Origin of the sequence: Variovorax sp. PBS-H4, from assembly GCF_901827205.1 — a bacterium.
Classification (GTDB): domain Bacteria; phylum Pseudomonadota; class Gammaproteobacteria; order Burkholderiales; family Burkholderiaceae_C; genus Variovorax.
The window spans coordinates 849,840-871,568 of the sequence record NZ_LR594675.1 but is presented as its reverse complement, the minus strand read 5'-3'; the positions used below and the strand labels follow the sequence as shown (position 1 = coordinate 871,568).

Annotated in this window: 21 protein-coding genes; 7 read left to right on the top strand and 14 right to left on the bottom strand. The window is 68.5% G+C overall.

Annotated features, from left to right (window positions below; genetic code table 11):
* The 11 genes from E5CHR_RS04165 to E5CHR_RS04115 form a co-directional block, all read right to left on the bottom strand.
* Positions 1-1,371 (bottom strand): MmgE/PrpD family protein, encoded by a 1,371-nt coding sequence (locus E5CHR_RS04165; RefSeq protein WP_162578510.1) that lies wholly within the window; start codon positions 1,369-1,371, stop codon positions 1-3.
* Positions 1,361-1,852: a LeuD/DmdB family oxidoreductase small subunit gene (locus E5CHR_RS04160; protein WP_162578509.1), complete on the bottom strand. Its 492-nt coding sequence runs from the start codon at positions 1,850-1,852 to the stop codon at positions 1,361-1,363. The genes E5CHR_RS04165 and E5CHR_RS04160 overlap by 11 nt, the downstream gene beginning before the upstream one ends.
* Entirely contained in the window at positions 1,849-3,123 is a 1,275-nt protein-coding gene (locus tag E5CHR_RS04155; protein WP_162578508.1) for a 3-isopropylmalate dehydratase large subunit, read from the bottom strand. The genes E5CHR_RS04160 and E5CHR_RS04155 overlap by 4 nt, the downstream gene beginning before the upstream one ends.
* Positions 3,120-4,076 carry a tripartite tricarboxylate transporter substrate binding protein gene (locus tag E5CHR_RS04150; protein ID WP_162578507.1) on the bottom strand — a complete coding sequence of 319 codons (957 nt, stop codon included), beginning with the start codon at positions 4,074-4,076 and terminating at the stop codon, positions 3,120-3,122. Before E5CHR_RS04150 ends, E5CHR_RS04155 begins: the two co-directional genes overlap by 4 nt.
* 35 nt (positions 4,077-4,111) lie before the next feature.
* Positions 4,112-4,822 carry an ABC transporter ATP-binding protein gene (locus E5CHR_RS04145; RefSeq protein ID WP_162578506.1) on the bottom strand — a complete coding sequence of 237 codons (711 nt, stop codon included), beginning with the start codon at positions 4,820-4,822 and terminating at the stop codon, positions 4,112-4,114.
* Positions 4,819-5,595, bottom strand: a complete 777-nt coding sequence (locus E5CHR_RS04140; protein WP_162578505.1) for an ABC transporter ATP-binding protein — start codon at positions 5,593-5,595, stop codon at positions 4,819-4,821. The genes E5CHR_RS04145 and E5CHR_RS04140 overlap by 4 nt, the downstream gene beginning before the upstream one ends.
* Positions 5,588-6,559: a branched-chain amino acid ABC transporter permease gene (locus tag E5CHR_RS04135; RefSeq protein ID WP_162578504.1), complete on the bottom strand. Its 972-nt coding sequence runs from the start codon at positions 6,557-6,559 to the stop codon at positions 5,588-5,590. Before E5CHR_RS04135 ends, E5CHR_RS04140 begins: the two co-directional genes overlap by 8 nt.
* A complete protein-coding gene (locus tag E5CHR_RS04130; RefSeq protein ID WP_162578503.1) occupies positions 6,556-7,428 on the bottom strand; it encodes a branched-chain amino acid ABC transporter permease in 873 nt (290 codons plus the stop codon). The genes E5CHR_RS04135 and E5CHR_RS04130 overlap by 4 nt, the downstream gene beginning before the upstream one ends.
* Positions 7,429-7,913: 485 nt before the next feature.
* Positions 7,914-9,116 (bottom strand): ABC transporter substrate-binding protein, encoded by a 1,203-nt coding sequence (locus E5CHR_RS04125; RefSeq protein ID WP_162578502.1) that lies wholly within the window; start codon positions 9,114-9,116, stop codon positions 7,914-7,916.
* An 18-nt stretch (positions 9,117-9,134) separates the two neighbouring features.
* Entirely contained in the window at positions 9,135-9,917 is a 783-nt protein-coding gene (locus tag E5CHR_RS04120; RefSeq protein ID WP_162583557.1) for a GntR family transcriptional regulator, read from the bottom strand.
* Between the two features lie 158 nt (positions 9,918-10,075).
* Positions 10,076-11,014 carry a LysR family transcriptional regulator gene (locus E5CHR_RS04115; protein ID WP_162578501.1) on the bottom strand — a complete coding sequence of 313 codons (939 nt, stop codon included), beginning with the start codon at positions 11,012-11,014 and terminating at the stop codon, positions 10,076-10,078.
* A 118-nt stretch (positions 11,015-11,132) separates the two neighbouring features.
* On the opposite strand from E5CHR_RS04115, the gene E5CHR_RS04110 reads away from it, so the two are divergent.
* Positions 11,133-12,671: a CoA-acylating methylmalonate-semialdehyde dehydrogenase gene (locus E5CHR_RS04110; protein WP_162578500.1), complete on the top strand. Its 1,539-nt coding sequence runs from the start codon at positions 11,133-11,135 to the stop codon at positions 12,669-12,671.
* Between the two features lie 124 nt (positions 12,672-12,795).
* Here E5CHR_RS04110 and E5CHR_RS04105 read toward each other — a convergent pair whose 3' ends face one another.
* Genes E5CHR_RS04105 through E5CHR_RS04095 form a run of 3 tightly spaced genes read right to left on the bottom strand, consistent with a single transcriptional unit; the run spans position 12,796 to position 15,143 of the window.
* Entirely contained in the window at positions 12,796-13,644 is an 849-nt protein-coding gene (locus E5CHR_RS04105) for a fumarylacetoacetate hydrolase family protein (protein ID WP_162578499.1), read from the bottom strand.
* A gap of 21 nt (positions 13,645-13,665) precedes the next feature.
* Entirely contained in the window at positions 13,666-14,412 is a 747-nt protein-coding gene (locus tag E5CHR_RS04100) for an SDR family NAD(P)-dependent oxidoreductase (protein WP_162578498.1), read from the bottom strand.
* A complete protein-coding gene (locus tag E5CHR_RS04095) occupies positions 14,409-15,143 on the bottom strand; it encodes an SDR family oxidoreductase (RefSeq protein ID WP_162578497.1) in 735 nt (244 codons plus the stop codon). Before E5CHR_RS04095 ends, E5CHR_RS04100 begins: the two co-directional genes overlap by 4 nt.
* A gap of 128 nt (positions 15,144-15,271) precedes the next feature.
* Here E5CHR_RS04095 and E5CHR_RS04090 point away from each other — a divergent pair, with 128 nt between their 5' ends.
* From E5CHR_RS04090 to E5CHR_RS04065, 6 genes are all read left to right on the top strand, one after another.
* Positions 15,272-16,006: a FadR/GntR family transcriptional regulator gene (locus E5CHR_RS04090; RefSeq protein ID WP_162578496.1), complete on the top strand. Its 735-nt coding sequence runs from the start codon at positions 15,272-15,274 to the stop codon at positions 16,004-16,006.
* Positions 16,003-16,992: a sialic acid TRAP transporter substrate-binding protein SiaP gene (locus tag E5CHR_RS04085; protein ID WP_162578495.1), complete on the top strand. Its 990-nt coding sequence runs from the start codon at positions 16,003-16,005 to the stop codon at positions 16,990-16,992. The genes E5CHR_RS04090 and E5CHR_RS04085 overlap by 4 nt, the downstream gene beginning before the upstream one ends.
* 37 nt (positions 16,993-17,029) lie before the next feature.
* Positions 17,030-17,587 carry a TRAP transporter small permease gene (locus E5CHR_RS04080; RefSeq protein ID WP_162578494.1) on the top strand — a complete coding sequence of 186 codons (558 nt, stop codon included), beginning with the start codon at positions 17,030-17,032 and terminating at the stop codon, positions 17,585-17,587.
* Between the two features lie 33 nt (positions 17,588-17,620).
* On the top strand, positions 17,621-19,015 hold the full coding sequence (locus E5CHR_RS04075) for a TRAP transporter large permease (protein WP_162578493.1): 1,395 nt from the start codon (positions 17,621-17,623) through the stop codon (positions 19,013-19,015).
* A 22-nt stretch (positions 19,016-19,037) separates the two neighbouring features.
* Positions 19,038-20,564, top strand: coding sequence for a UxaA family hydrolase (locus tag E5CHR_RS04070; protein WP_162578492.1), 1,527 nt, complete (start codon positions 19,038-19,040; stop codon positions 20,562-20,564).
* A 96-nt stretch (positions 20,565-20,660) separates the two neighbouring features.
* Positions 20,661-21,719: a malate/lactate/ureidoglycolate dehydrogenase gene (locus E5CHR_RS04065; RefSeq protein ID WP_162578491.1), complete on the top strand. Its 1,059-nt coding sequence runs from the start codon at positions 20,661-20,663 to the stop codon at positions 21,717-21,719.
* Positions 21,720-21,729 lie beyond the last annotated feature (10 nt).

The window sequence follows — 21,729 nt, the reverse complement described above, 5'->3', positions numbered from 1 at the left end:
TCATGAGGAGGTGGCGGAATCGGTGTCGGGCACGAGCAGTGGCCAGAGGGTGCGCAGGGCGATGTCGTCCGCGTCGAGCACGGCATCGCAGAAGCGCGCTGCGCGGCCGGCGTCGATGCTGCGCGCTGCGTAGTGGCGGAACTTGGCGGCGAGTGCGGCGCGATCCAGTGGATGCCCCGCGTCGCCGGGGATGGTGTGCACGGTGTGCTGCAACAGCCCCGAGGCGCGCCGAAGCGTCAGCGTGGCGCCGCGCGCGCGGCGCTCGCTGAGCCCGGCATCGGGCTCGAGGGCGACCCGCGCTTCCAGCCTGCGCAGCTCGGCATCGTCGAAGCGCGGCGCCTCGTACACATCGGGGTCGATGTCGCCGTAGCGCAGCATGGCCGCGAGCCCGAAGCTCAGCGAGAACTGCGCCTGGATCGGTGTGCGCGGGGCGCGGTTGCCGCAGTAGGTGATGGCTTCCTCGTAGATCCGCAGCACGATGCCTTCGATCGGCTGCGTACCGCCCTCGAGCTGCGGGCGCAGGGCCTGCGCTGCCACTGCCCCGTAGTGCACATGGCGCACCGCGGCGAAAGGCTTCAGGTAGGCATCCAGCAACAAGATGGCGTCGGCGCCGGGCAGCGCCTGGGAGGAAGCGGCGGCATGCGCGCTCGCGTAGTGCGCCAGCGCATCGGCCGGCGCGTCGATGCCCGCGGCGCTGGCGAAGGCCGCTTGCAGCCCCAGCGAGGCGCTGTGGCCGAGATAGGTGTTGCGCGCGGTGCGGCCTTGCGCCACCGGCAGGTACACGCTGGTGGCGAGCTGGCAGGCGGCGATGTCGATGGCTTGCCCGATGCCCGCCGCGGGCAGGCCCAGCAGGCGGGCCACGCCGGCCGCCACGCCGAGCGCCGGCCAGTTGGCGTCCACGTGCATGCCGGGGCGGATGCGCAGCCAGGCGCCGCAGCGCGCGCCGACCTCGTAGCCCAGCACGAAGGCATCGACGAATTCGCCGAGCCGTGCATCGCGCTGCAGCGCCAGCGGCAACAGGGCCGCCACCAGCGGCACGCCGGGCCGGCCATGCGCGAGGGCGTGGCCTTCGCAGGCCTCGTCCCACGTGGCCGCCATGGCGAGCACCTGCGCCGCGGCCTGCACGCCCAGCGTCGGCGCGTCCGCAATCCGGAAACAGCCAGGCTCGCAAGCGGCCAGCGCCTGCTCGAGCCGGCGCACTTCGCCGGCATGGCGGCCTGCAATGGCGCAGCCTACGGTGTCGACCAGCAGCCGGCGTGCCTGTTGCGACGCTTCGGGCGACGCGCGCCCTGCTGCATGCCGCGCCACCGTCTCGCGCAGCACCGCGAGGTGGCCGTCCCAGCGCCGTGGATCACCGAGCTCATTGTTCATGGCCGCCCTTGAAGCGCCGCCGCAACTGCGGGAGCAGGCCACCCGCGCGCACCATGTCCATCAGGAAATCCGGCACCGGCTCGCAGCCCAGCGTGCGGCCATCGGCGCTGCGCACCGCGGGCCGCTCCACGTCCAGGGAGACCTGCTCACGCTCCTGCAGCGACTCGGCCTCGGCACAGGTCAGCAGCAGCAGCCCGAGGTTGAAGGCGTTGCGAAAGTACAGCCCGCTGTACGAAGGCGCGATCACCGCCGCGAGCCCCAGGTGCACCAGCACGGCGGCCGCCTGCTCGCGTGAGGAGCCGATGCCGAAGTTGGGCCCCGCCACGATGACGTCGCCGGGGCGCACCTCGCGCGCGAACTCGGGACGCACGGCCTCGAGGCAATGCTTCGCGATGGTGTCGATGCCATGCTTCATCGCGTGGCCGGGCGCCAGGGCGTCGGTGTCGATGTCCGCAGGCAGGCGCCAGACCCGGTGCGTCATGCCAGGACCTCCCTCGGATCGGCGACGCATCCGCGCAGCGCCGAGGCAGCGACCGTGTAGGGCGACCCCAGATACACCTGCGCGTTCGGCGAGCCCATGCGCCCCTTGAAGTTGCGCGCCGTGGTCGAGATGACGGTGACATCGCCCAGCGGATCGCCATAGCCCGAGCAGGCGCCGCAAGCCGTGGGAAAGAGCTCGGCTCCGGCGTCGATCAGCACCTGGAGCACGCCCTCGTCGCGCGCCCGTTCCTGGTCCTGCAGGCTTGCAGGCGCCACCATCAACCGCACGCCCGCGGCCACCTTGCGCCCGCGCAGCACCTGCGCGGCAGCGCGCAGGTCGTCCAGCTTGGCGCCGGTGCAGGCGCCGATGTAGGCCACGTCCACCGGCGTGCCCGCATCGCGGCTCACGCCGTGTGCGTTGGCGGGGCTGTGCGGCGCGGCGACCTGCGGCTCGAGCGCGGCGGCGTCGAAGCGATGCAGCTCGAAGGCAGCGCCGTCGTCGGTGAACCAGGGCGCGGTGTCCACGGCAGGGGCGCCGGCCTCGGCCAGGAAAGCCGCGGTGGTGGCGTCGGGCGCGATCAGCCCGGCCTGCGCGCCCAGCTCAGCGCTCATGTTCGACAAGGTCATGCGCTCCTGCATCGACAGTGCCGTCACCGCGGGCCCGCAGAACTCGACGGCCTGGTAGCGCCCGCCGTTCATGCCGAAGCGGCCGATCATGGAGAGCATCATGTCCTTGGCGGTGACGCCGGCGGGCAGCGCGCCGTCCCAATACATGCGCAGGGTCTCGGGCACGCGCAGCCAGATCTGGCCGGTGACCACCACGCCCAGCATCTCGGTGCTGCCGACGCCGAACATGTAGGCACCGAAGGCGCCGCCGGTGGGCGAATGCGAATCGCCGCCGACGCACAGCATGCCCGGCCGGATGTGGCCGTGCTGGGGCACCACCACGTGGCAGATGCCCTGGCTGTCATAGACATGGGGCAGTTGCTGGTCGCGGGCCCAGTCGCGCGCGATGCGCACGATGCGCCGCGAATCCTCGTCGCGCTCGGGCACGTAGTGATCCATCACCAGCACCACGCGCGACTTGTCCCAGAGTTCGGCGCCGAGCTCCTCGAGCATCGGTTGCAGGCGGCGCGGGCCCGACGAGTCGTGGAACATCGCGAGGTCGACGTTGCAGGTCACGATCTCGCCGACCGCGACCTGTTCGCGCCCGCAGGCGCGGGCGATCAGCTTCTGCGCCAGCGTTTGGCGCGCGCGCGCGGCGGCGGTCATTCCGGCTTCGCTCCGGAGAACTTCACGACCTTGCCCCAGCGCACGATCTCGCTCTGCACGAAAGCCGAGAACTGCTCCGGCGCATTGCCGACGGGGATCGCGCCCTCGGTCTCGAGGCGCTTGCGCATCTCTGGCTGGGCGATGGCCTGCCGCGCCGAGTCGCTGATGCGCTTGGCGACCTCGGGCGGCAGGCCGGCGGGCCCGAACAGGCCGAACCACGCGCTCGACTCGTAGCCCGGCAAGGTCTCGGCGATTGCCGGCACCTCGGGCAGCGAAGGCAGGCGCCGCGCGGTCGTCACGCCCAGGGCCTTCAGCTTGCCGGCCTTGATGTGGGCCCGCACATTGCCCACTGCCGCGAACATCAGCTGCACCTGGCCGGCGAGCACGTCCTGCACGGCCGGCGCCGTGCCGCGGTAGGGGATGTTCACGATGAAGGTGCCCGATTGCATCTTGAATGCGTCGCCCGCCATGTGCAGCGAGGAGCCGATGCCGCCGATCGCGAAGTTGAGCTGGCCCGGCTTTGCCTTTGCGAGCGCGATCAGCTCGCGCACGTTGTTGGCGGGCACCGAAGGATGCGCCACCAGCACCGAGGGCGAGGTCGCCACGCAGGTCAGCGCCGTGAAGTCCTTCACCGGGTCGAAGGGCAGCGTGGGATAGAGAGTGGCGTTGATCGCATGGCTGGTGAAGCTCAGCAGCAGCGTGTTGCCGTCCGGCGCCGCCTTGGCCACTGCATCGGCCGCGATGTTGCCGCCGGCGCCCGGCCGGTTCTCGACGATCACCGTCCTGTTGAGCAGCGGGCCCATGCTCGCGGACAGGGTGCGGGCCAGCGTGTCGGTGGAGCCGCCCGCGGGCGCGCCGACCAGGATGCGAATGGGCGCGCCGCCGATCTGGGCGCGCGCGGCACCCGCCAGCGCGGCGGCAGCGGGGGCGATCAGGAGGTGTCTGCGTTTCATGCTTTCGTCTCTTGCAAGGTTGTAGGTGGCCGGGCTCAAAGCCCGAGGTATGCGCGCCGCAGCTCGTCGCTCGCCAGCAGCGCCTGCGGCTCGCCGGAGAAGCGCACGCTGCCGTTCTCCAGCACGTAGGCGCGGTCGGCGATCTCCAGCGACTGCCCCACGTTCTGCTCGACCAGCAGCACCGCGAGTCCGTCCTCGCGCAGCTGGCGGATCAGGGAGAACATCTCTTCCACCAGCAGCGGCGACAGGCCGAGCGACGGCTCGTCCAGGATCAGCAGCATCGGCTCGGCCATCAGGCCGCGGCCGATCGCGAGCATCTGCTGCTCGCCGCCGCTCATCGTCCCCGCATGCTGGGCGCGGCGTTCCCTGAGGCGCGGGAAGATCGCGAACACGCGCTCCAGGTTGAGGGCCCGGCGCTCGCGCGCGCGGGTGAAGGAGCCGAGCTCCAGGTTCTCCAGCACGCTCAGGTTGGGGAAGACCTTGCGGCCCTCGGGCACCTGGATCAGGCCGGCCTTCACCACCTCGCGGTAGTGGGCGCCGCTCAGGTCCCGTCCGTCGAAGTTCACCGTGCCCGACCAGGCCGGGCACAGTCCGCAGACCATCCTGTTGAGCGTCGACTTGCCCGCGCCGTTGCTGCCCAGCAGCGCGACCATCTCGCCGGCACGCACCTGCAGGTCGACGCCGCGCAGCACCTCGGTGCGGCCGTAGCCGCCGCGCAGGTCCTTGATGTCGAGCAGCACGGTCATCCGGCGACCTCCGCGACGTCCGGCGCGGCGCCCGCCTTGCGCAGGCGCGCGGCCGTCCCGTGGCCGAGGTAGGCCTCGACCACCTGCTCGTTCGAGGTGACCTGCTGCGGGCTGCCCTCGGCGATCAGCCGGCCCTGTGCCAGCACCCACACATGCTCCGCCAGGTGCATCACGGCCTGCATCACGTGCTCGATCATCAGCACCGTCACTCCGCTGTCGCAGATGCTGCGCACCACCGGCATCACTTCGGCGATCTCCTGCGGGTTCAGGCCGGCCAGCACCTCGTCGAGCAGCAGCAGCCGCGGCCGGGTGGCCAGCGCACGCGCCAGCTCCAGCCGCTTGCGCCCCGCCACGGTGAGGTCGGAGGCGGGCTTGTCCAACTGCGGCGCCAGGCCCACCCACTGCGCCACCTGCTCCGCCTGTGCCAGCGCCTGCGCGCGGCCGCGCATGTGCAGGTGCGCGCCGACCGCGATGTTCTCGCGCACGGTCTGGGCCGCGAAAGGCTTCACGATCTGGAAGGTGCGCGTCATGCCGGCACGCGCGTTGCGATGCGGCTCGCGGCCGGTGATGTCCTCGCCCGCGAAGCGCACGGTGCCGGTGTCAGGCTTCAGGAAACCGGACATCAGCGCGAAGAGCGTGGTCTTGCCTGCGCCGTTGGGCCCGATCAGTGCGCCCAGGCGTCCCTCGGGCAGCGCGAGGCTCACGTCCTGCACTGCCTTCAGCCCGCCGAAGGAACGGGAGATGCCTTGCAGCTGCAGCAGCGGCTCAGCCACGGCGCCCTCCGTTCCACAGCTGCCGTGCCGACCCTCCGAGGCCTGCGATGCCACGCGGCACGAAGATCACGATCAGCACCAGCACCACGCCGTAGATCACCATGTTGATGCCCGGCAGCTCGCCGAACAGGTTGCGCGTGAGATCGGCCAGCACGTGCAGCACCACGGCGCCAAGCACCGGGCCCCACACCGTGCCCATGCCGCCGACGATGGCCGCCACCAGCGCCTCGACCGAAGTGGAAGCGCCATAGGCGATGCCCGGGTCGATGTACTGGAACACCTGCACGTAGAACGCGCCGGCCGCGCCCATGAAGGCACCGGAGACGCCGATGGCGGCGAGCTTGATGCGAAAGGGGTTCACGCCCACGGCGCGCGCAGCGTCCTCGTCGTCGCGCACCGCCTGCAAGTAGGCGCCGAAGCGGCTGTGCCGCAGCCACCATGTCACCAGGAGCGCGGCCAGCACGAAGCCGAGCATCACCCACAGGTAGCCGGCACGCGAGCCGAACTGGAAGTTGGAGGCCGCCTCGCGCAGCGGCACCATCAGCCCGACGCCACCACCGGTGAAGGGCACCGACAGCGCGACGATGCGAAACACCTCGGCAAAGGCGAGCGTCACGAGTGCGAAGTACGAGCCCTTGAGCCCGTAGCGGAAGCTCAGCGCGCCGACGAACAGGCCGACGAGTGCTGCACCCGCAATCGCCAGCGGCAACGCCGCCCAGGCATTGATTCCGCCTTGCAGCTGGGCGATGGCCTGCACGTAGGCCCCGGTGCCGAAAAACAGCGCATGCCCGAAGGAGAACTGTCCGCCGAAGCCGCCGAGGATGTTCCAGGCCTGGGCGATGAGCGTGGCGTAGAGCGCCATCATCACGAAGTTGAGTGCGCTGCCGGATCGGGTGACCAGCGGCACGCAGGCCACCGCGACCGCGAACAGCGCAATGAGCGCGAGCTGGCGACCGCCGTTCATGCGCGTGCTCCGAACAGGCCCTGCGGCCGGAACAGCACCACGCCGATGAAGATCGCGAAGATGCCGAGTTGCCCCAGCGACTCGCCGAGATAGAGCCCGCCCAGCGACTCCACCACGCCGACCAGGAAGCCGCCCACCAGCGCACCGACGAAGCTCCCCATGCCGCCCAGCACCACGATGGTGAAGGCCACGAGGACGAAGCCGCCGCCCACCTGCGGATTGACGTAGTACGCCGGCAGCAGGAAGCAGGCCGCCGCGCCCAGGCAGGCCAGGCCGATGCCGAAGCTCATCGCATAGACGTGGTCCACGTCGATGCCCATCAGCTTGGCGCCTTCCTTCTCCTTGGCGACGGCGCGGATGGCGCGGCCGAGGTCGGTGCGGCCCATGATCCAGAACAGCAGCGCGGACACCACCAGCGCCCCCGCAAAGGCCACCAGCTTGGGCACGGCGATCATCGCGGGGCCGATGGCGACGGTGGCGAGCGAATAGGCGGTGTCGATATTGCGGGTGTCGGACTTGAAGAAGATCAGCGCGAGGTTCTCCATCACGATCGCGATGCCCAGGGTGGCCAGGAGGATGTTCTCGTCCTTGCCGTGGCCGGCGCGGTTGATCACGATGCGCTGCAGTGCGTAGCCCAGCACGAACATGCCGGGCACCACGACCGGCAGCGCCAGGTAGGGGTCGATGCCGAGCCGCTCTTTCAGGAAGTAGACCGCGTACAGCGCGAGCATCAGGCAGGCGCCGTGCGCGAAATTGATGATGTGGAGGACGCCGTAGATCAACGTGAGGCCCAGGGCGATCAACGCGTAGACGGCGCCCGTTGTCAGGCCGTTGAGGACTGAGGGGAAAAGGATGCCGAGGTCTAGCATGTGTTGCGCGTCAGGTTGGGGTCCGCCCGGCATGCGGTGCGGGCCAGTCGACCCCACTGCGCCGGCCGCTTCGCGGCTGCCCTGCGGTGCTCGCCTTTCGCGGGGTCTCGCTCAAACTCGCTTCGCTCAGACAATCGCGAGCCCTGATCCGCGAAAGGCTGCGCTCCTCGGCGGCGCAGAGGGGATCGCCCGACCCGCACCGCATACCGGGCTCAGCCGTTGATCGACCGCCGCCGGGGATGCACCACCCGCTTGTCCACGTCGGTGGGCGGTATGCGTCTGGCCGGCCGTTGAGGCACTGCCGAGCAGCGCAGCGGCAGGCGGATAAGGGCCGCGCGTGTTTGAGCGAAGCGAGTTTGCGCGGACCCCGCCTGCCGCGAGCAGCGCAGGGAAGCCCGAAGGGCCAGTGACGTCGGCCGGCCAGGCGCATACCGCCCGCCGACGCGCCCGCGAGACATCGCACGCATGAACTCGACAACCGCATCTCAGGCCTTCAAGGGAAACACCGGCTCCACCTCCCGGTAGTCCCGCGGAATGATCACCTTGATGTCGTTCTTCACCACCTGTGTCATCAGCGGCTGCGCCCCTTCGTTCTGCCCGTTGACGAATCGCGTGGGCCCGTACGGCATGATGTGATTCGAGAAGGTGCTCTTCTCCAGCGCATCGATGATCGCCGCGCGCTCCGTGGACTTCGCGCGCTCCAGCGCATCGGCCAACAGCCACATCGCGGTGTAGGTCATGAACACCTCGTAGCTGAAGAACTGCCCCTTGGCCTCCACCCGCTTCTTCAGCTCGTGCGAGCGCTTGTCCTTGGGGTTGAACCAGTGATTGCAGTCGATGATGCCGTTGGCCGCATCCGGGAACTCCTTCACGAACTTGTAGCTCGAGGCCGCGCCGCCCAGCACCGAGAAGATCGCCTTCGGCGCCACCTTCTGCTGCTGCATGGTGCGCACCAGCAGCGCGTACTCGTTGTAGTAGTTGGCCGGAATCACGATGTCGGGGTTGACCGCCTTCATCCGCAACACGATGTTGTTGAAGTCGCGCGTCGGGTTGGCGTGCTTCACCACTTCCTTCACGTCGAAGCCATAGCCGGGCAGCTCGCGCGACAGCAACTGCGCCGTGCCCGCGCCGAACAGCGACTCCTCGTGGATGATCATCACCGTCTTGGCCGGGCTGCCCGCGGCCTTGTTGAGCACCAGCAGGTTCGCCATCGACAGCTCGGTCGACTTCTTGTAGCCGGGGCCGAAGCGGAACGTGTTCTTCAGCCCGCGCTCGACGATCTGGTCGGCCACGCCCACGTCCACCACGTGCGGCAGGTTGTACTTGGCCGCCGCCTGCGTGGTCGCCAGGCAGATCGCCGAAGCGTAGGCGCCGACGATCGCAGCAACGCCGGCCTCGTTCATCTTCTCGACCTCGGCCGTGCCGGCCTGCGGCTGCGACTGCGCATCGCCCAGCAAGGCCTCGATCTGCGCGCCGCCCAGCGACTTGATGCCGCCCGCCTTGTTGATGTCCTCGATGGCCATCTGCGCACCCAGCCGGCACTGCTGCCCCGAATAGGCGAGCGCACCGGTCACCGGGTGCAGCACGCCGACCTTGACGGTCTTCGGCTGCGCCCCGGCCACCAGCGGGAGAGCGACGGCGGAAGCCATCGCGGCGGACTGCGAGATGAAGCGGCGGCGAGTGCTCATGGGGCTTTCCTTCACGGGTTAATTGAATGGAGCGGAGACGTCCTTGCTGACCCAGACCTTGGCATCGATGCTGCCCACGCGGGACAGCTGCATCTCGTAGGCATAGCGGTCAGGCCGGTAGAAACCGTGCAGCCACTGCACCGGCTTCTCGTCCTGGTCGTAGACCAGGCGACGCACCGCGAGCAGGGCGGAGCCGACCGAGATCTCGAGGTGCTCGGCCAGCACGTTGTCCGCCAGGCGGGCGGAAATGGTCTGATGCGCGCGCCCGACCTTGACGCCGGCCTCCTCCAGGAGCACCAGGATCGGCTTCTTGGAAAGCTCGCGGCGGCCGAAGCGCCGCCCCACATCGCCCGGCACGTAGGTGGTGATGTGAGACAGCGGTCCCTCGCGCGTCGAGCGCACGCGCACCGCCTTCTGCACCGCATCGCCCAGTTGGATCTGGAGGGCCTCGGCCACCTGGCTGGATGCCGACACGGTCGCCACGTCGATCACCTTGACCGAGGTGCGCAGGCCCATGGTGACCAGGTTCTCGAGCAGTCCGTGCAGGTTGGCACGGGTCTGGCTTTCACCCTCGCGCGGCTCGGCCGTTGCCGGCGGCTGCACCGGGCGGGTGCGGCGCCCCGGGTTGCGCGAAATCAGGCCTTCGGACGACAGCCGCTCCAGCGCACGCCGCACCGTCACGCGGGCCACGCCGAACTGCGCCATCAACGCCAGCTCGCCGGGCACCCCATCGGCGAAGCGCCCTTCTCCCAGCTGCTCGCGCAGCACCAGGTAGATCTGGTGGTACTTGGGCAAGGGCATCAGCGACATGGGCGGGATCGTTGACCACTTCGAATGTGCTGTCAATGGGACATTTGAGGCCGCACCTCCGGCACGCCGTTGATGCATCGATGCCGCTGGCCTGGCCGGCAAGAAATCCCGGACGCTTGGGTTGCGAAGTTTCAGGCGCGTCGAGCGGCTCAGGCCGCAAACCCATCCTTCAACGAGTCCCTCAGCCATGCCACGAACACCGTCACGGCGCGCGGCACATGGCTGGCGTAGGGGCGCACGGCAAAGAGCTGCTCCGCAAAGGCGCCGACCGGCGTCCACTGCGGCAGCACCTGCACCAGCTTGCCGGCCTGCAGCGCGGCCTGGGCGCTGAAGTCCGGAACCAGCGCGATGCCCAGGCCGGCCAGCGCCGCATCGCGCAGGGCCTCGCTGTTGTTGGCAGCAAAGGGCCCGGCGACCGGAATCGTGACGCGTTCGACCGAGCGCCGCCCGTTCGACGACTCCAGCGTCCACGCCGGCTGGTCCTGCGCGCGCGGGTAATGCAGGCAGTCGTGCTTCGACAGTTCCTGTGGCGTCTGCGGCGCAGGGCGGCGGCGCAGGTAGGCCCGGCTCGCGACCAGCACCGAGCGCGTGGCGCACAGCCGCCAGCAGACGTGCGTATCCGGCACCGAAGCCGCATGCCGGATCGCGAGGTCGAATCCTTCGACCGCCAGCGCGCTGAGCCGGTCCGACAGGTCCAGCGCCAGCCGCACCTCGGGGTTGGCACGCAGGAAATCAGCCACCCGCGGCACCAGTTGCTGGCGCGCGAACGCCACCGGAGCGGTGACCCGCAAGAGGCCGCGGGGCACGCCCGCCAGGTCGCGCACGCCGGCAAAGCTATGGGCGATCTGCTCGAAGGGCGCGCGCGTGTCGTCCACCAGCCGCTGGCCGGCGTCGGTGAGGCGCACGCTGCGGGTTGTGCGGCGCACCAAGGGCACGCCGGCGGCGCGCTCCAGCTCGGCGATGCGCTGGCTCATCGCCGCCTTGCTCACGCCAAGGCGGGCCGCGGCAGCCGTGAAGCTGCCCTGCTGCTCCAGCACGGTCAGCCAATGGAGATGGGTCCAGAGCAGTTCTATATTTTTGTCATTCATGCCTCTATTGTTCACCCGTGCGAACAATCAATTCAGTGCTGTCGCCTAGGCAGGATGCGTCGTGCTTCCTAGACTCGGCAGACTTCCAGGACTCGGAAGCAACCGCAGGAGAACCGCCATGACCAAGCAGCCTTCCACCCCCACGCCCATCGCGCACTTCATCGGCGGCCAGCGCGCCGGCGGCGCCTCCGAGCGCGCGCAGGACGTCTTCAACCCCGCCACGGGCGCCGTCACCGGCCGCGTGTCGCTCGCCGCGCGCGCCGACGTGGATGGAGCCGTCGCCACTGCCCGCGCGGCGTTCCCGGCATGGGCCGACACGCCGCCGATCCGGCGCGCACGGGTGATGTTCAAGTTCCTGGAGCTGCTCAACAAGAACCGGGACGAGCTGGCCCGCCTGATCACCGCGGAGCACGGCAAGGTCTTCACCGATGCGCAAGGCGAGGTCGCGCGCGGGATCGACATCGTCGAATTCGCCTGCGGCATTCCGCAGCTGCTGAAAGGCGACTACACCGACCAGGTTTCCACCGGCATCGACAACTGGACGATGCGTCAGCCCCTGGGCGTGGTGGCAGGCATCACGCCCTTCAACTTTCCGGTGATGGTGCCGATGTGGATGTTCCCGGTTGCCATCGCAGCCGGCAACAGCTTCATCCTCAAGCCCAGCCCGATCGATCCCAGCCCTTCGCTGCGCATTGCCGAGCTGCTGAAGGAGGCAGGCCTGCCCGACGGCGTGTTCAACGTGGTGCAGGGCGACAAGGAAGCTGTCGATGCGCTGCTGGAGCACCCCGACGTCAAGGCCGTGAGCTTCGTCGGCTCCACCCCGATCGCCAACTACATCTACGAGACCGGCGCGCGGCTCGGCAAGCGCGTGCAGGCACTGGGCGGCGCCAAGAACCACATGGTGGTCATGCCCGATGCCGACCTGGAGCAGGCGGTGGACGCGCTGATCGGCGCCGGCTACGGCTCGGCCGGCGAACGCTGCATGGCCATCAGCGTCGCCGTGCTGGTGGGCGACGTGGCCGACAAGCTGGTGCCGATGCTGGCCGAACGCGCCCGGACCTTGAAGGTACTCGACGGCATGAACCTCGAGGCCGAGATGGGTCCGATCGTCAGCCGCGCCGCGCACGAGCGCATCACCGGCTACATCGCGCTGGGGGAGCAGGAAGGCGCGAAGCTGGTCTTCGACGGCCGCAAGTTCGACGGCGGGCAAGCGGGCAAAGGCAGCGGGACCGACACGTCCGGTGGCTTCTGGATGGGCGGCACGCTCTTCGACCATGTCACGCCCGAAATGCGCATCTACAAGGAAGAGATCTTCGGCCCGGTGCTCTCTTGCGTGCGCGTGCACGACCTCAAGGAGGCCGTGGAGCTCGTCAACGCCCACGAGTTCGGCAACGGCGTGGCCTGCTTCACTCGCGACGGCAACGTGGCGCGCGAGTTCTCGCGGCGCATCGAAGTGGGCATGGTGGGCATCAACGTGCCGATCCCCGTGCCCATGGCCTGGCACGGCTTCGGCGGCTGGAAGCGCTCGCTGTTCGGCGACATGCACGCCTACGGCGAAGAAGGCGTGCGCTTCTACACGCGCCAGAAGTCGATCATGCAGCGCTGGCCGGAGAGCACGCCGAAGGGGGCCGAGTTCGTGATGCCGACCGCCAAGTAGGCTGCAAAGCGCTATCGACGATGCGCATTGATGCGTGATTGCGCGCTGCAAAGGCGCCTGTGGGTGTGCGGGGCGGCAGTGCGCCCCAGCGGACCGCCAGGCAAGCCGTCACGCTATCAGCCCATCAAGCCTTGAACGCAACCACTTCCTGGCGTTGCTCGCCAAGCCCTTCGATCCCCAGCGTCATGACGTCGCCCTTCTTCAGATAGAGCGGCGGCTTCATGCCCAGTCCCACGCCGGGCGGGGTGCCGGTGGTGATCACGTCGCCGGGCACCAGCGTCATGAACTGGCTCACATAGCTCACGATCCTGGCGACGTTGAAGATCATCGTCTTCGTGTTGCCGGTCTGCATGCGCTTGCCGTTGAGATCCAGCCACATCGCGAGCCGCTGCGGGTTGGGCACCTCGTCGCGCGTCACCAACCAGGGGCCGATGGGGCCGAAGGTGTCGCAGCCCTTGCCCTTGTCCCAGGTACCGCCGCGCTCGATCTGGTACTCGCGCTCGCTCACGTCGTTGATCACGCAGTAGCCGGCCACGCAGTCGAGCGCGCTCTTCTGCGAGACATAGCGCGCGGTCGCGCCGATCACCACGCCCAGCTCCACCTCCCAATCGGTCTTGACCGAATTCTTGGGCAGCATGACGGGATCGTTCGGCCCCTGGACGCAGCTGTTGGCCTTCATGAAGACCACGGGCTCGGCCGGGATCGGCAGGCCCGATTCGGCCGCGTGGTCGGCGTAGTTGAGGCCGATGGCGATGAACTTGCCGACATTGGCTACCGGGCAGCCATAGCGCGGCTTGCCCCTGACCAGCGGCAGCTTGTCGAGCTTGAGCTTGCGCAGCTTGGCCAGCGCGGCATCGCCGAGCTGCCCGGGACCGATGTCGGCGACCACCGCGCTGAGATCACGCAACTGGCCGTTGTCGTCGACGAGGCCGGGCTTCTCCTTCCCCGGATTGCCATAACGAACGAGTTTCATGAGGTCCTTTCTTCTTGCAGGCTAGTAAGTCGAGCGGCCGCCGGACAGGTCGAACACGGCGCCCGTGGAAAAAGAGCAATCTTCGGTGCAAAGCCAGGCCACCATGGCGGCAACCTCCTCCACCGTGCCGAAGCGGCCCATCGGAATCTTCGAGAGCATGAAGGCGATGTGCTCCGGCGTCATCTGCTCGAAGATCGCCGTCTTGACCGCGGCGGGCGTCACGCAGTTGACGCGCACGCCCGCGTCGGCCAGCTCCTTGCCGAGCGACTTGGTGAGCGCGATCACGGCCGCCTTGCTCGCGCTGTAGGCGCTGGCATTGGGGTTGCCGTCCTTGCCCGCGACCGAGGCGATATTGACGATGCGCCCGTAGCCCTGCTTGCGCATCTGCGGCACGACCTCGCGGCAGCAGAGAAAGACGCCGTCGAGGTTGACCTCCATCACTTCGCGCCAGGCGTCGACCGGGTAGTCCCACAGCTTGACGTTGGGCCCGGTGACGCCGGCGCTGTTGACCAGCGCGTCGATACGCCCCGCCTGCGCCAGCGTGGCCGCGACCGCCCCGGCGACCGCGGACTGCCGGGCGACATCGACCTTCAGCGCGGAAGCCCCAGGCCCCAGTGCCCAGGCCGCCTTCTCCGCGGCCTCGGCATCGCGGTCCCACAGCGTGACGGTGCCGCCCGAGGCGATGAGCCGCTGCGCGATGCCGCGCCCCAGCCCGGTGGCGCCGCCGGTCACGACCGCATGCCGGTCGCGAAAGTCGAGCTGGTTCATATGGTGATGCCGCCGTCGGCCGCATAGGCCTGGCCGGTGACGAACTGCGACTCGTCGCTGGCGAGGAAGACGACCAGCGGCGCGATCTCCTCGGCCTGCGCGAGCCGGCCCATGGGCTGGCGCGCGATGAAGGCCTTGCGCGCCTCCACCGGATCGGCATTGGCGTTGATGCGGTCGGCCAGCGAGGGTGTGTCTACCGTACCCGGGCACACGGCATTGCAGCGGATGCCCTGGCCCACGTAGTCGGCCGCGACGCTCTTGGTGAGCCCGAGCACTGCGGCCTTGGTGGTGCCATAGACGCAGCGGTTGGGCAGGCCCTTGATGCTGGAGCACACGCTCGCCATGTTGATGATGCTGCCGCGCCCCGCGGCCAGCATGCCCGGCAGCACCGCCTGGATGGTCCACAGCTGGGCCCGCACGTTGAGGCGGAAGGCAAAGTCCAGGTCCTCGTCGGTGGCCTGCAGCGCGGCGCCGTTGTGGACCACGCCGGCGCAGTTGAAGAGGATGTCGAACGCCGGCAGCGTCTTCGTGAAAGCGTCGATGGCGGTTTTGTCGAGCACGTCGAGCTTCGCCGCGGTGACGTTGGCGACACCCGCGAAGCGCGCCAGCAGGGCCTCGTTGATGTCGGTCGCCCAGACCTGCGCGCCCTCGGCAGCCAATGCGAGTGCGCTCGCGTGGCCGATACCCTGCCCGGCCGCGGTGACCAGCGCGGTCTTGCCCTTGAGTCTCATGGGATGTCCTTGTCGCAGTGGAATGATCGACGATGCGCGCGTTCAGGGTTTGGCCCGATGGCTGCATCGCGCAGCGCCTCGTATTCTGAATTGGCCTGACCACCTGGCCAATCCAGGACAACCCCTAAGTGCCGCTGCAGACCCTCGAGCCCAGACGCCTCTACCGCCAGATCGCCGACCAGCTCAGTGCGCTGATCGCGAAGGGCGAGTTCGCCGCGGGTGCGCGCCTGCCGGCCGAGCGCGACCTGGCCAAGCAGTTGGGCGTGAGCCGGCCCTCGGTGCGCGAGGCGCTCATCGCGCTGGAGGTCGAGGGCTGGGTCGAGGTGCGCACCGGCTCCGGCGTCTACGTGCTCGACCGCCCGCAGCCCGCGCCCCCGCCGGAGACCAGCACCGAATGGGGCCCGCTCGAACTGATTCGCGCACGCCGCGTGGTCGAGGGCGAAACCGCGGCCATTGCGGCGACCACGGCCAGGCGCAAGGACATCGATGCGATGACCCGCGCCATCGAGCTCATGCGCGGGTTGGCCGACCGCAACGTGATGCCGCTGGAGGGCGACCGCGCCTTCCACCTGGCGATCGTCGAATGCTGCGGCAACGTGGTGCTGTCGGAGACGGTCCAGGGCTTCTGGGATTCGCGCCGCGGGCCGATCTTCACGCGCCTGGGGGGCTACTTCGAGAGTGTCAAGTCCTGGCGCTCGGCCATCGCAGAGCACGAGGCGATCCGCGATGCCATCGCCGAGCGGGACGCCGAAGGCGCGCGCCGTGCGATGCACGCCCACATGGACAAGTCGCACCAGCGCTTCAGCGCCAGCTGGCGCCGTGCCAACCTCTTCTTTCAACCACAGATGGAGACAAGAAAATGACCCTTGCCAAACGTGTCGCACTCAAGACGATCGCTGCCTGCCTTCTCGCCGCAGGTGCGTTCGGGGTGGTCCAGGCGCAGACCAAGCTCAAGTGGGCCCACGTCTACGAGACCTCGGAGCCCTTTCACAAGTACTCGGTCTGGGCTGGGGACGAGATCAAGAAGCGCACCAACGGCAAGTACGAAGTGCAGGTGTTCCCGGCGTCCAGCCTGGGCAAGGAGGCCGACATCAACCAGGGCCTGACGCTGGGCACCGTGGACATCATCCTTTCGGGTGCGAGCTTCGCGGGACGCACGTACCAGCCGCTGGCGGTCTCGTACTTTCCATTCATCTTCCGGGACGCCGAACACCAGTTGAAGTACGCCAAGAGCGATGTCTTCCAGGAGCTGGCCAAGGGCTACGACGACAAGAGCGGCAACCACATCACGGCGCTGACCTACTACGGCGCGCGGCACGTCACCTCCAGCGCCGCCAGGCCGGTGGCGAAACCCGAGGACATGAAGGGCCTGAAGATCCGCGTGCCGGATGCGCCGGCGTACCTGGCCTTCCCGAAGGCGTTGGGCGCCAACCCGACACCGATCGCCTTCGCGGAGGTGTACCTCGCGCTGCAGAACGGCACGGTCGATGCGCAAGAGAACCCGCTGCCGACCATCGAGGCGAAGAAGTTCTTCGAGGTGCAGAAGAACATCTCGCTGACCGGGCACATCGTCGATTCGCTGCTGACCATCGTGTCGGGGCAGCTGTGGGGCAAGCTCTCCGCGGATGAAAAGAAGATCTTCACCGAGGTGATGCAGGAGGCCGCGGAGAAGACCGGGCGCGAAATCATCGCTTCGGAAACGCGCCTCGTGGAGGAGTTCAAGAAGAAGGGGAACAACGTGATCACCGTCGACAAGAACGCGTTCCGCGAGGCCGTGCTGAAGAACACCAAGCCGACGGACCACGGGTACCGGCAGCAGGACTACGACCGGATCACGGCGATCAAGTGACTTCACTCCCTCTCCCGTCGGGAGAGGGGACAAGAGCATGACCGAACAAAAAATCATCGACGACGAAGGCCACTTCCATGCGGAGGACGAGGTGGTCGACCTCTCGGGCACCATTGCCGAGGGCTGGGCCGCCCTGGCCATCTTCTGGCTGCTCGGGCTCACCGTCTTCTACCAGTTCATCACCCGCTACGTGATGAACGATTCCGCCGCGTGGACCGAGGAGGTGGCGCGCTACATGCTCATCGGCGTCGTGTTCATCGGCGCGGCCATCGGCGTCTCGAAGAACAACCAGATCCAGGTCGACTTCTTCTACCGCTACCTGCCCGGTGCGATCGGCCGCTGGCTGTCACGCGGGGTCGACGTGCTGCGCGTGGCCTTCTTCGTGGCGGCGGTCGTGATGACCATGCAGATGATGCTGAAGATCGGCAACCAGACCCGCATGACCATCGTCGACCTGCCGATGAACCTGGTGTACGGCCTGTGCCTGCTCGGCTTCGCGGCCATGGCCTGGCGCTCGCTGCAGGTGGCGCGGGCGCATTGGCGTCGTGGCTACAGCGTGCTCGAACGCCCCGAGTCGACGCTGGCCGATTCGTGAGCGCGCGTCCGCACCGTCCTTCACCCACCACAAATGCTCAAGATCTTCTTCCTGCTCTTCATGGCCGGGGGCGTCCCCGTTGCCATTGCCATGGCCGGCGCCTCGCTGGTCTACATCCTGCTGTCGGGGAGCCTCCCGCCCTTCGTCGTCATCCACCGCATGGTCAGCGGCATCGACAGCTTTCCACTGCTGGCCGTGCCCTTCTTCATCCTGGCCGGCAACCTGATGAACAACGCCGGCATCACCACCCGCATCTACAACTTCGCGCTCGCGCTGGTGGGCTGGCTCAAGGGCGGCCTGGGGCATGTGAACGTGCTGGGCTCGGTGATCTTTGCCGGCATGAGCGGCACCGCCATTGCCGATGCCGCCGGACTCGGGACCATCGAGATCAAGGCCATGAAGGAGCACGGCTACGCAACGGAATTCGCGGTCGGCGTCACCGCGGCCTCGGCCACGCTGGGGCCGATCATCCCGCCGAGCCTGCCCTTCGTGATCTACGGGATGATGGCCAACGTCTCGGTCGGCGCGCTGTTCCTGGCGGGCATCCTGCCCGGTGCCTTGTTGGCGCTGCTGATGATGTTCACCGTCGGGTGGTACGCGCACCGCAACAACTGGGGCGGCGACGTCAAGTTCTCGAGCACGCGCCTCTTCAAGGCGCTGTGCGAGCTGGCGGTGGTGATCGGCTGGCCGGTGCTGCTGTGGGTCGCCGTGACGAAGCTGGGCGCGCCGGCGCAGATCACGGTCTTCGCCGGCCTGGCCATGCTCTTCGTGCTCGACCGGATCTTCGCCTTCGAGGCGCTGCTGCCCATCATGACGCCGGTGCTGCTGATCGGCGGCATGAGCACGGGCCTTTTCACGCCCACCGAGGGCGCGATCGCCGCCTGCGTGTGGGCCATGATCCTCGGCTTCGGGTGGTACCGCACGCTGTCGTGGAAGATGTTCGTCAAGGTGTGCCTCGACACGATCGAGACCACCTCCACCGTGCTCTTCATCGTCGCCGCCGCTTCCATCTTCGGCTGGATGCTGACGGCCACCGGCATCACCACCGACATCGCCAACTGGGTGCTGGGCTTCACCAAGGAGGCCTGGGTGTTCCTGCTGCTGGCCAACCTGCTGATGCTGTTCGTCGGCTGCTTCCTGGAGCCGACCGCGGCCATCACGATCCTGGTCCCCATCCTGCTGCCCATCGCGACCCAACTGGGCGTGGACCCGATCCACTTTGGCCTGGTGATGGTGCTCAACCTGATGATCGGGCTGCTGCACCCGCCGATGGGCATGGTGCTCTTCGTGCTGGCGCGGGTGGCGGGCTTGAGCTTCGAGCGCACCACCATGGCGATCCTGCCGTGGCTGGTGCCGCTGCTGCTGAGCCTGGCCATCATCACCTACATGCCCAAGTTGGTACTGTGGCTGCCGAAAATGTTCTTCTGAATTCCAGACGCAGGACACCGCGATGAATCTCTTTATCCGACTCCACCCGGCGGACGACGTCGTGATCGCCCGCGGCCAACTGGTCGGCGGCACAGCCATCGAAGGCGTGACCGCCCGCGGCCTGATTCCACCCGGCCACAAGGTTGCCGTGCGCGCCATCGCCCAAGGCGAGCCGGTGCGCCGTTACAACCAGATCATCGGCTTCGCGAGCCGTCCGATTGCGCCCGGCGAGCACGTGCACACGCACAACCTCGACATGGGCCCCGACAAGGGCCACTTCGAGCGCGACTACGCCTTCGGTGCCGACGTCAAGCCCGCGCCAGCGCGGCACGAGGCGAGCTTCCTCGGCATCCGGCGCGCGGACGGGCGCGTGGCCACGCGCAACTACATCGGCGTGCTGACCAGCGTCAACTGCTCGGCCACGGCAGCACGCGCCATTGCCGAGCACTTCTCGCGCCAGACCAATCCCTCGGCGCTCGCGCCGTACCCCAACGTCGATGGGGTCGTCGCGCTCACGCACGGCACGGGCTGCGGCATGGACACCGGCGGCATGGGCATGCAATTGCTCGAACGCACGCTGACCGGCTATGCAACGCACGCCAACTTCGCGGCCGTGCTGGTGGTGGGCCTGGGCTGCGAGGCGAACCAGATCAACGCCTGGCTGGCCACCGGCAATTTGCAAGAGGGCGAGAACCTGCGCGTCTTCAACATCCAGGACACGGGCGGCACGCGCAAGACGGTGGACAAGGGCGTGGCGCTGATCAACGAGATGCTGCCGCGGGCCAATGCGGTGAAGCGCGAGCCCTGCAGCGCCGAGCACATCGTCATCGGCCTGCAGTGCGGCGGCTCGGACGGCTATTCCGGCATCAGCGCCAACCCGGCGCTCGGCGCGGCAGTGGACTTGCTGGTGGCGCACGGCGGCACTGCCATCCTCTCGGAAACGCCGGAGATCTACGGCGCCGAGCACCTGCTCACGCGCCGTGCGGTCCGGCGCGAAGTGGGCGAGAAGCTGGTCGAGCGCATCCGCTGGTGGGAGCACTACACCGCCATCAACGAAGGCGAGATGAACAACAATCCATCCCCCGGCAACAAGGCCGGCGGGCTCACCACCATCCTGGAGAAGAGCCTGGGCGCGGTGGCGAAGGGCGGCACGAGCAACCTCGAGGCGGTCTACGAATACGCCGAGCCGGTGCGCGCGCATGGCTTCGTCTACATGGACACGCCGGGCTACGACCCGGTGAGCGCGACCGGCCAGGTGGCGGGCGGCGCCAACATGATCTGCTTTACCACGGGCCGCGGCTCGGCCTACGGCTGCGCGCCCTCCCCTTCGCTCAAGCTCGCCACCAACTCCGCGCTGTGGCAGCGGCAGGAGGAGGACATGGACATCAACTGCGGCGAGATCGTCGAGGGCAGCGTGTCGATCCAGGAGATGGGCCAGCGCATCTTCGAGCTGGTGCTGGCGACGGCCTCGGGCGCGCCGAGCAAGAGCGAGAAGCACGGCTACGGGCAGAACGAGTTCGTGCCGTGGCAGGTCGGGGCGGTGATGTAATTTTGTCTTGCACCCTCCCCTTCCGGCGGAGGGCGGGACTGGGGGCACTCGGCCCAATACTCAATACCCATTACCCAATCCCCAGGAACATTTTCAATGCCTCAAACTGTCCAGGCCTCCACGCTCCGCGCCCAGGTCGCGTCCATCATCGCCGGCACCGGCAGCACTCCCGCAGAAGCCGAGCAGGTCGCTGCCAACCTGGTGCTCGCCAATCTCAGCGGCCATGACTCGCACGGTGTGGGCATGGTCCCCCGGTACGTCGACGCAGCAGCCGAGGGCGGTCTGAAGCCCAATGCCGCCGTGAAGATCAACCTCGACAGCGGACCCATGCTCGCCCTCGATGGCCAGCGCGGCTACGGGCAGGTCGTCGGCGTGCAGGCCATGCGGATGGCCATCGACCGCGCGAAGCTGCACGGCACCTGCGTTCTTTCCCTCGCCAACGCCCACCACCTGGGCCGCATCGGCCACTTCGCCGAGATGGCGACCGAAGCGGGCCTGGTCTCGATGCACTTCGTCAACGTGCTTTCGCGCCCCGTGGTCGCGCCGTGGGGCGGCGGCGACGGGCGCTTCGGCACCAATCCCTGCTGCATCGGCATTCCCCTGGCGGGCGCCCCGCCCTTCATCCTCGACTACGCGACCAGCCGCGTCGCGCAGGGCAAGATGCGCGTGGCCCACAACAAGGGCGAGCGGGTGCCGCCGGGCTACCTGATCGACGAGCACGGCGCCCCGACCGACGATCCGGGCGTGGTGGTGGTGCCGCAGGGCAACGGCCTGTTCGGCGCGTTGATGACCTTCGGCGAGCACAAGGGCTACGGCATGGCCGTGGCGTGCGAGCTGCTGGGCGGCGCGCTCACGGGCAGCGGCACCTGGCACCGTCCCCCGGACACGGCGCGCACCGTGCTGAACGGCATGCTGGCCATCGTCATCGACCCGGCGAAACTCGGCACGCAGGCCAGCTTCGAGCAGGAGGCACGCGCCTTCATCGACTGGCTGCGCCAGAGCCCGCCGGGCCAGGGCTTCGAAGGCGTGCAGATTGCCGGCGAGCCCGAGCGGAAGGCGCGCGCCGCGCGCGAGCGCGAGGGCATCTGGATCGACGACGCGACCTGGAGCGAGATCGTGGCGGCCGGCGCGAAGGTGGGCGTGGCGGTCGGCTGACCGGCCGCGC

Bases quoted from the DNA above. Each gene is read 5' to 3' on its own strand.
- E5CHR_RS04165 (WP_162578510.1), bottom strand. From the start codon at position 1,371: ATGAACAATGAGCTCGGTGATCCACGGCGCTGGGACGGCCACCTCGCG.
- E5CHR_RS04150 (WP_162578507.1), bottom strand. From the start codon at position 4,076: ATGAAACGCAGACACCTCCTGATCGCCCCCGCTGCCGCCGCGCTGGCG.
- E5CHR_RS04130 (WP_162578503.1), bottom strand. From the start codon at position 7,428: ATGCTAGACCTCGGCATCCTTTTCCCCTCAGTCCTCAACGGCCTGACA.
- E5CHR_RS04075 (WP_162578493.1), top strand. From the start codon at position 17,621: ATGCTCAAGATCTTCTTCCTGCTCTTCATGGCCGGGGGCGTCCCCGTT.
- E5CHR_RS04115 (WP_162578501.1), bottom strand. From the start codon at position 11,014: ATGAATGACAAAAATATAGAACTGCTCTGGACCCATCTCCATTGGCTG.
- E5CHR_RS04100 (WP_162578498.1), bottom strand. From the start codon at position 14,412: ATGAACCAGCTCGACTTTCGCGACCGGCATGCGGTCGTGACCGGCGGC.
- E5CHR_RS04120 (WP_162583557.1), bottom strand. From the start codon at position 9,917: ATGCCCTTGCCCAAGTACCACCAGATCTACCTGGTGCTGCGCGAGCAG.
- E5CHR_RS04155 (WP_162578508.1), bottom strand. From the start codon at position 3,123: ATGACCGCCGCCGCGCGCGCGCGCCAAACGCTGGCGCAGAAGCTGATC.
- E5CHR_RS04110 (WP_162578500.1), top strand. From the start codon at position 11,133: ATGACCAAGCAGCCTTCCACCCCCACGCCCATCGCGCACTTCATCGGC.
- E5CHR_RS04145 (WP_162578506.1), bottom strand. From the start codon at position 4,822: ATGACCGTGCTGCTCGACATCAAGGACCTGCGCGGCGGCTACGGCCGC.
- E5CHR_RS04095 (WP_162578497.1), bottom strand. From the start codon at position 15,143: ATGAGACTCAAGGGCAAGACCGCGCTGGTCACCGCGGCCGGGCAGGGT.
- E5CHR_RS04070 (WP_162578492.1), top strand. From the start codon at position 19,038: ATGAATCTCTTTATCCGACTCCACCCGGCGGACGACGTCGTGATCGCC.
- E5CHR_RS04135 (WP_162578504.1), bottom strand. From the start codon at position 6,559: ATGAACGGCGGTCGCCAGCTCGCGCTCATTGCGCTGTTCGCGGTCGCG.
- E5CHR_RS04080 (WP_162578494.1), top strand. From the start codon at position 17,030: ATGACCGAACAAAAAATCATCGACGACGAAGGCCACTTCCATGCGGAG.
- E5CHR_RS04065 (WP_162578491.1), top strand. From the start codon at position 20,661: ATGCCTCAAACTGTCCAGGCCTCCACGCTCCGCGCCCAGGTCGCGTCC.
- E5CHR_RS04105 (WP_162578499.1), bottom strand. From the start codon at position 13,644: ATGAAACTCGTTCGTTATGGCAATCCGGGGAAGGAGAAGCCCGGCCTC.
- E5CHR_RS04160 (WP_162578509.1), bottom strand. From the start codon at position 1,852: ATGACGCACCGGGTCTGGCGCCTGCCTGCGGACATCGACACCGACGCC.
- E5CHR_RS04125 (WP_162578502.1), bottom strand. From the start codon at position 9,116: ATGAGCACTCGCCGCCGCTTCATCTCGCAGTCCGCCGCGATGGCTTCC.
- E5CHR_RS04085 (WP_162578495.1), top strand. From the start codon at position 16,003: ATGACCCTTGCCAAACGTGTCGCACTCAAGACGATCGCTGCCTGCCTT.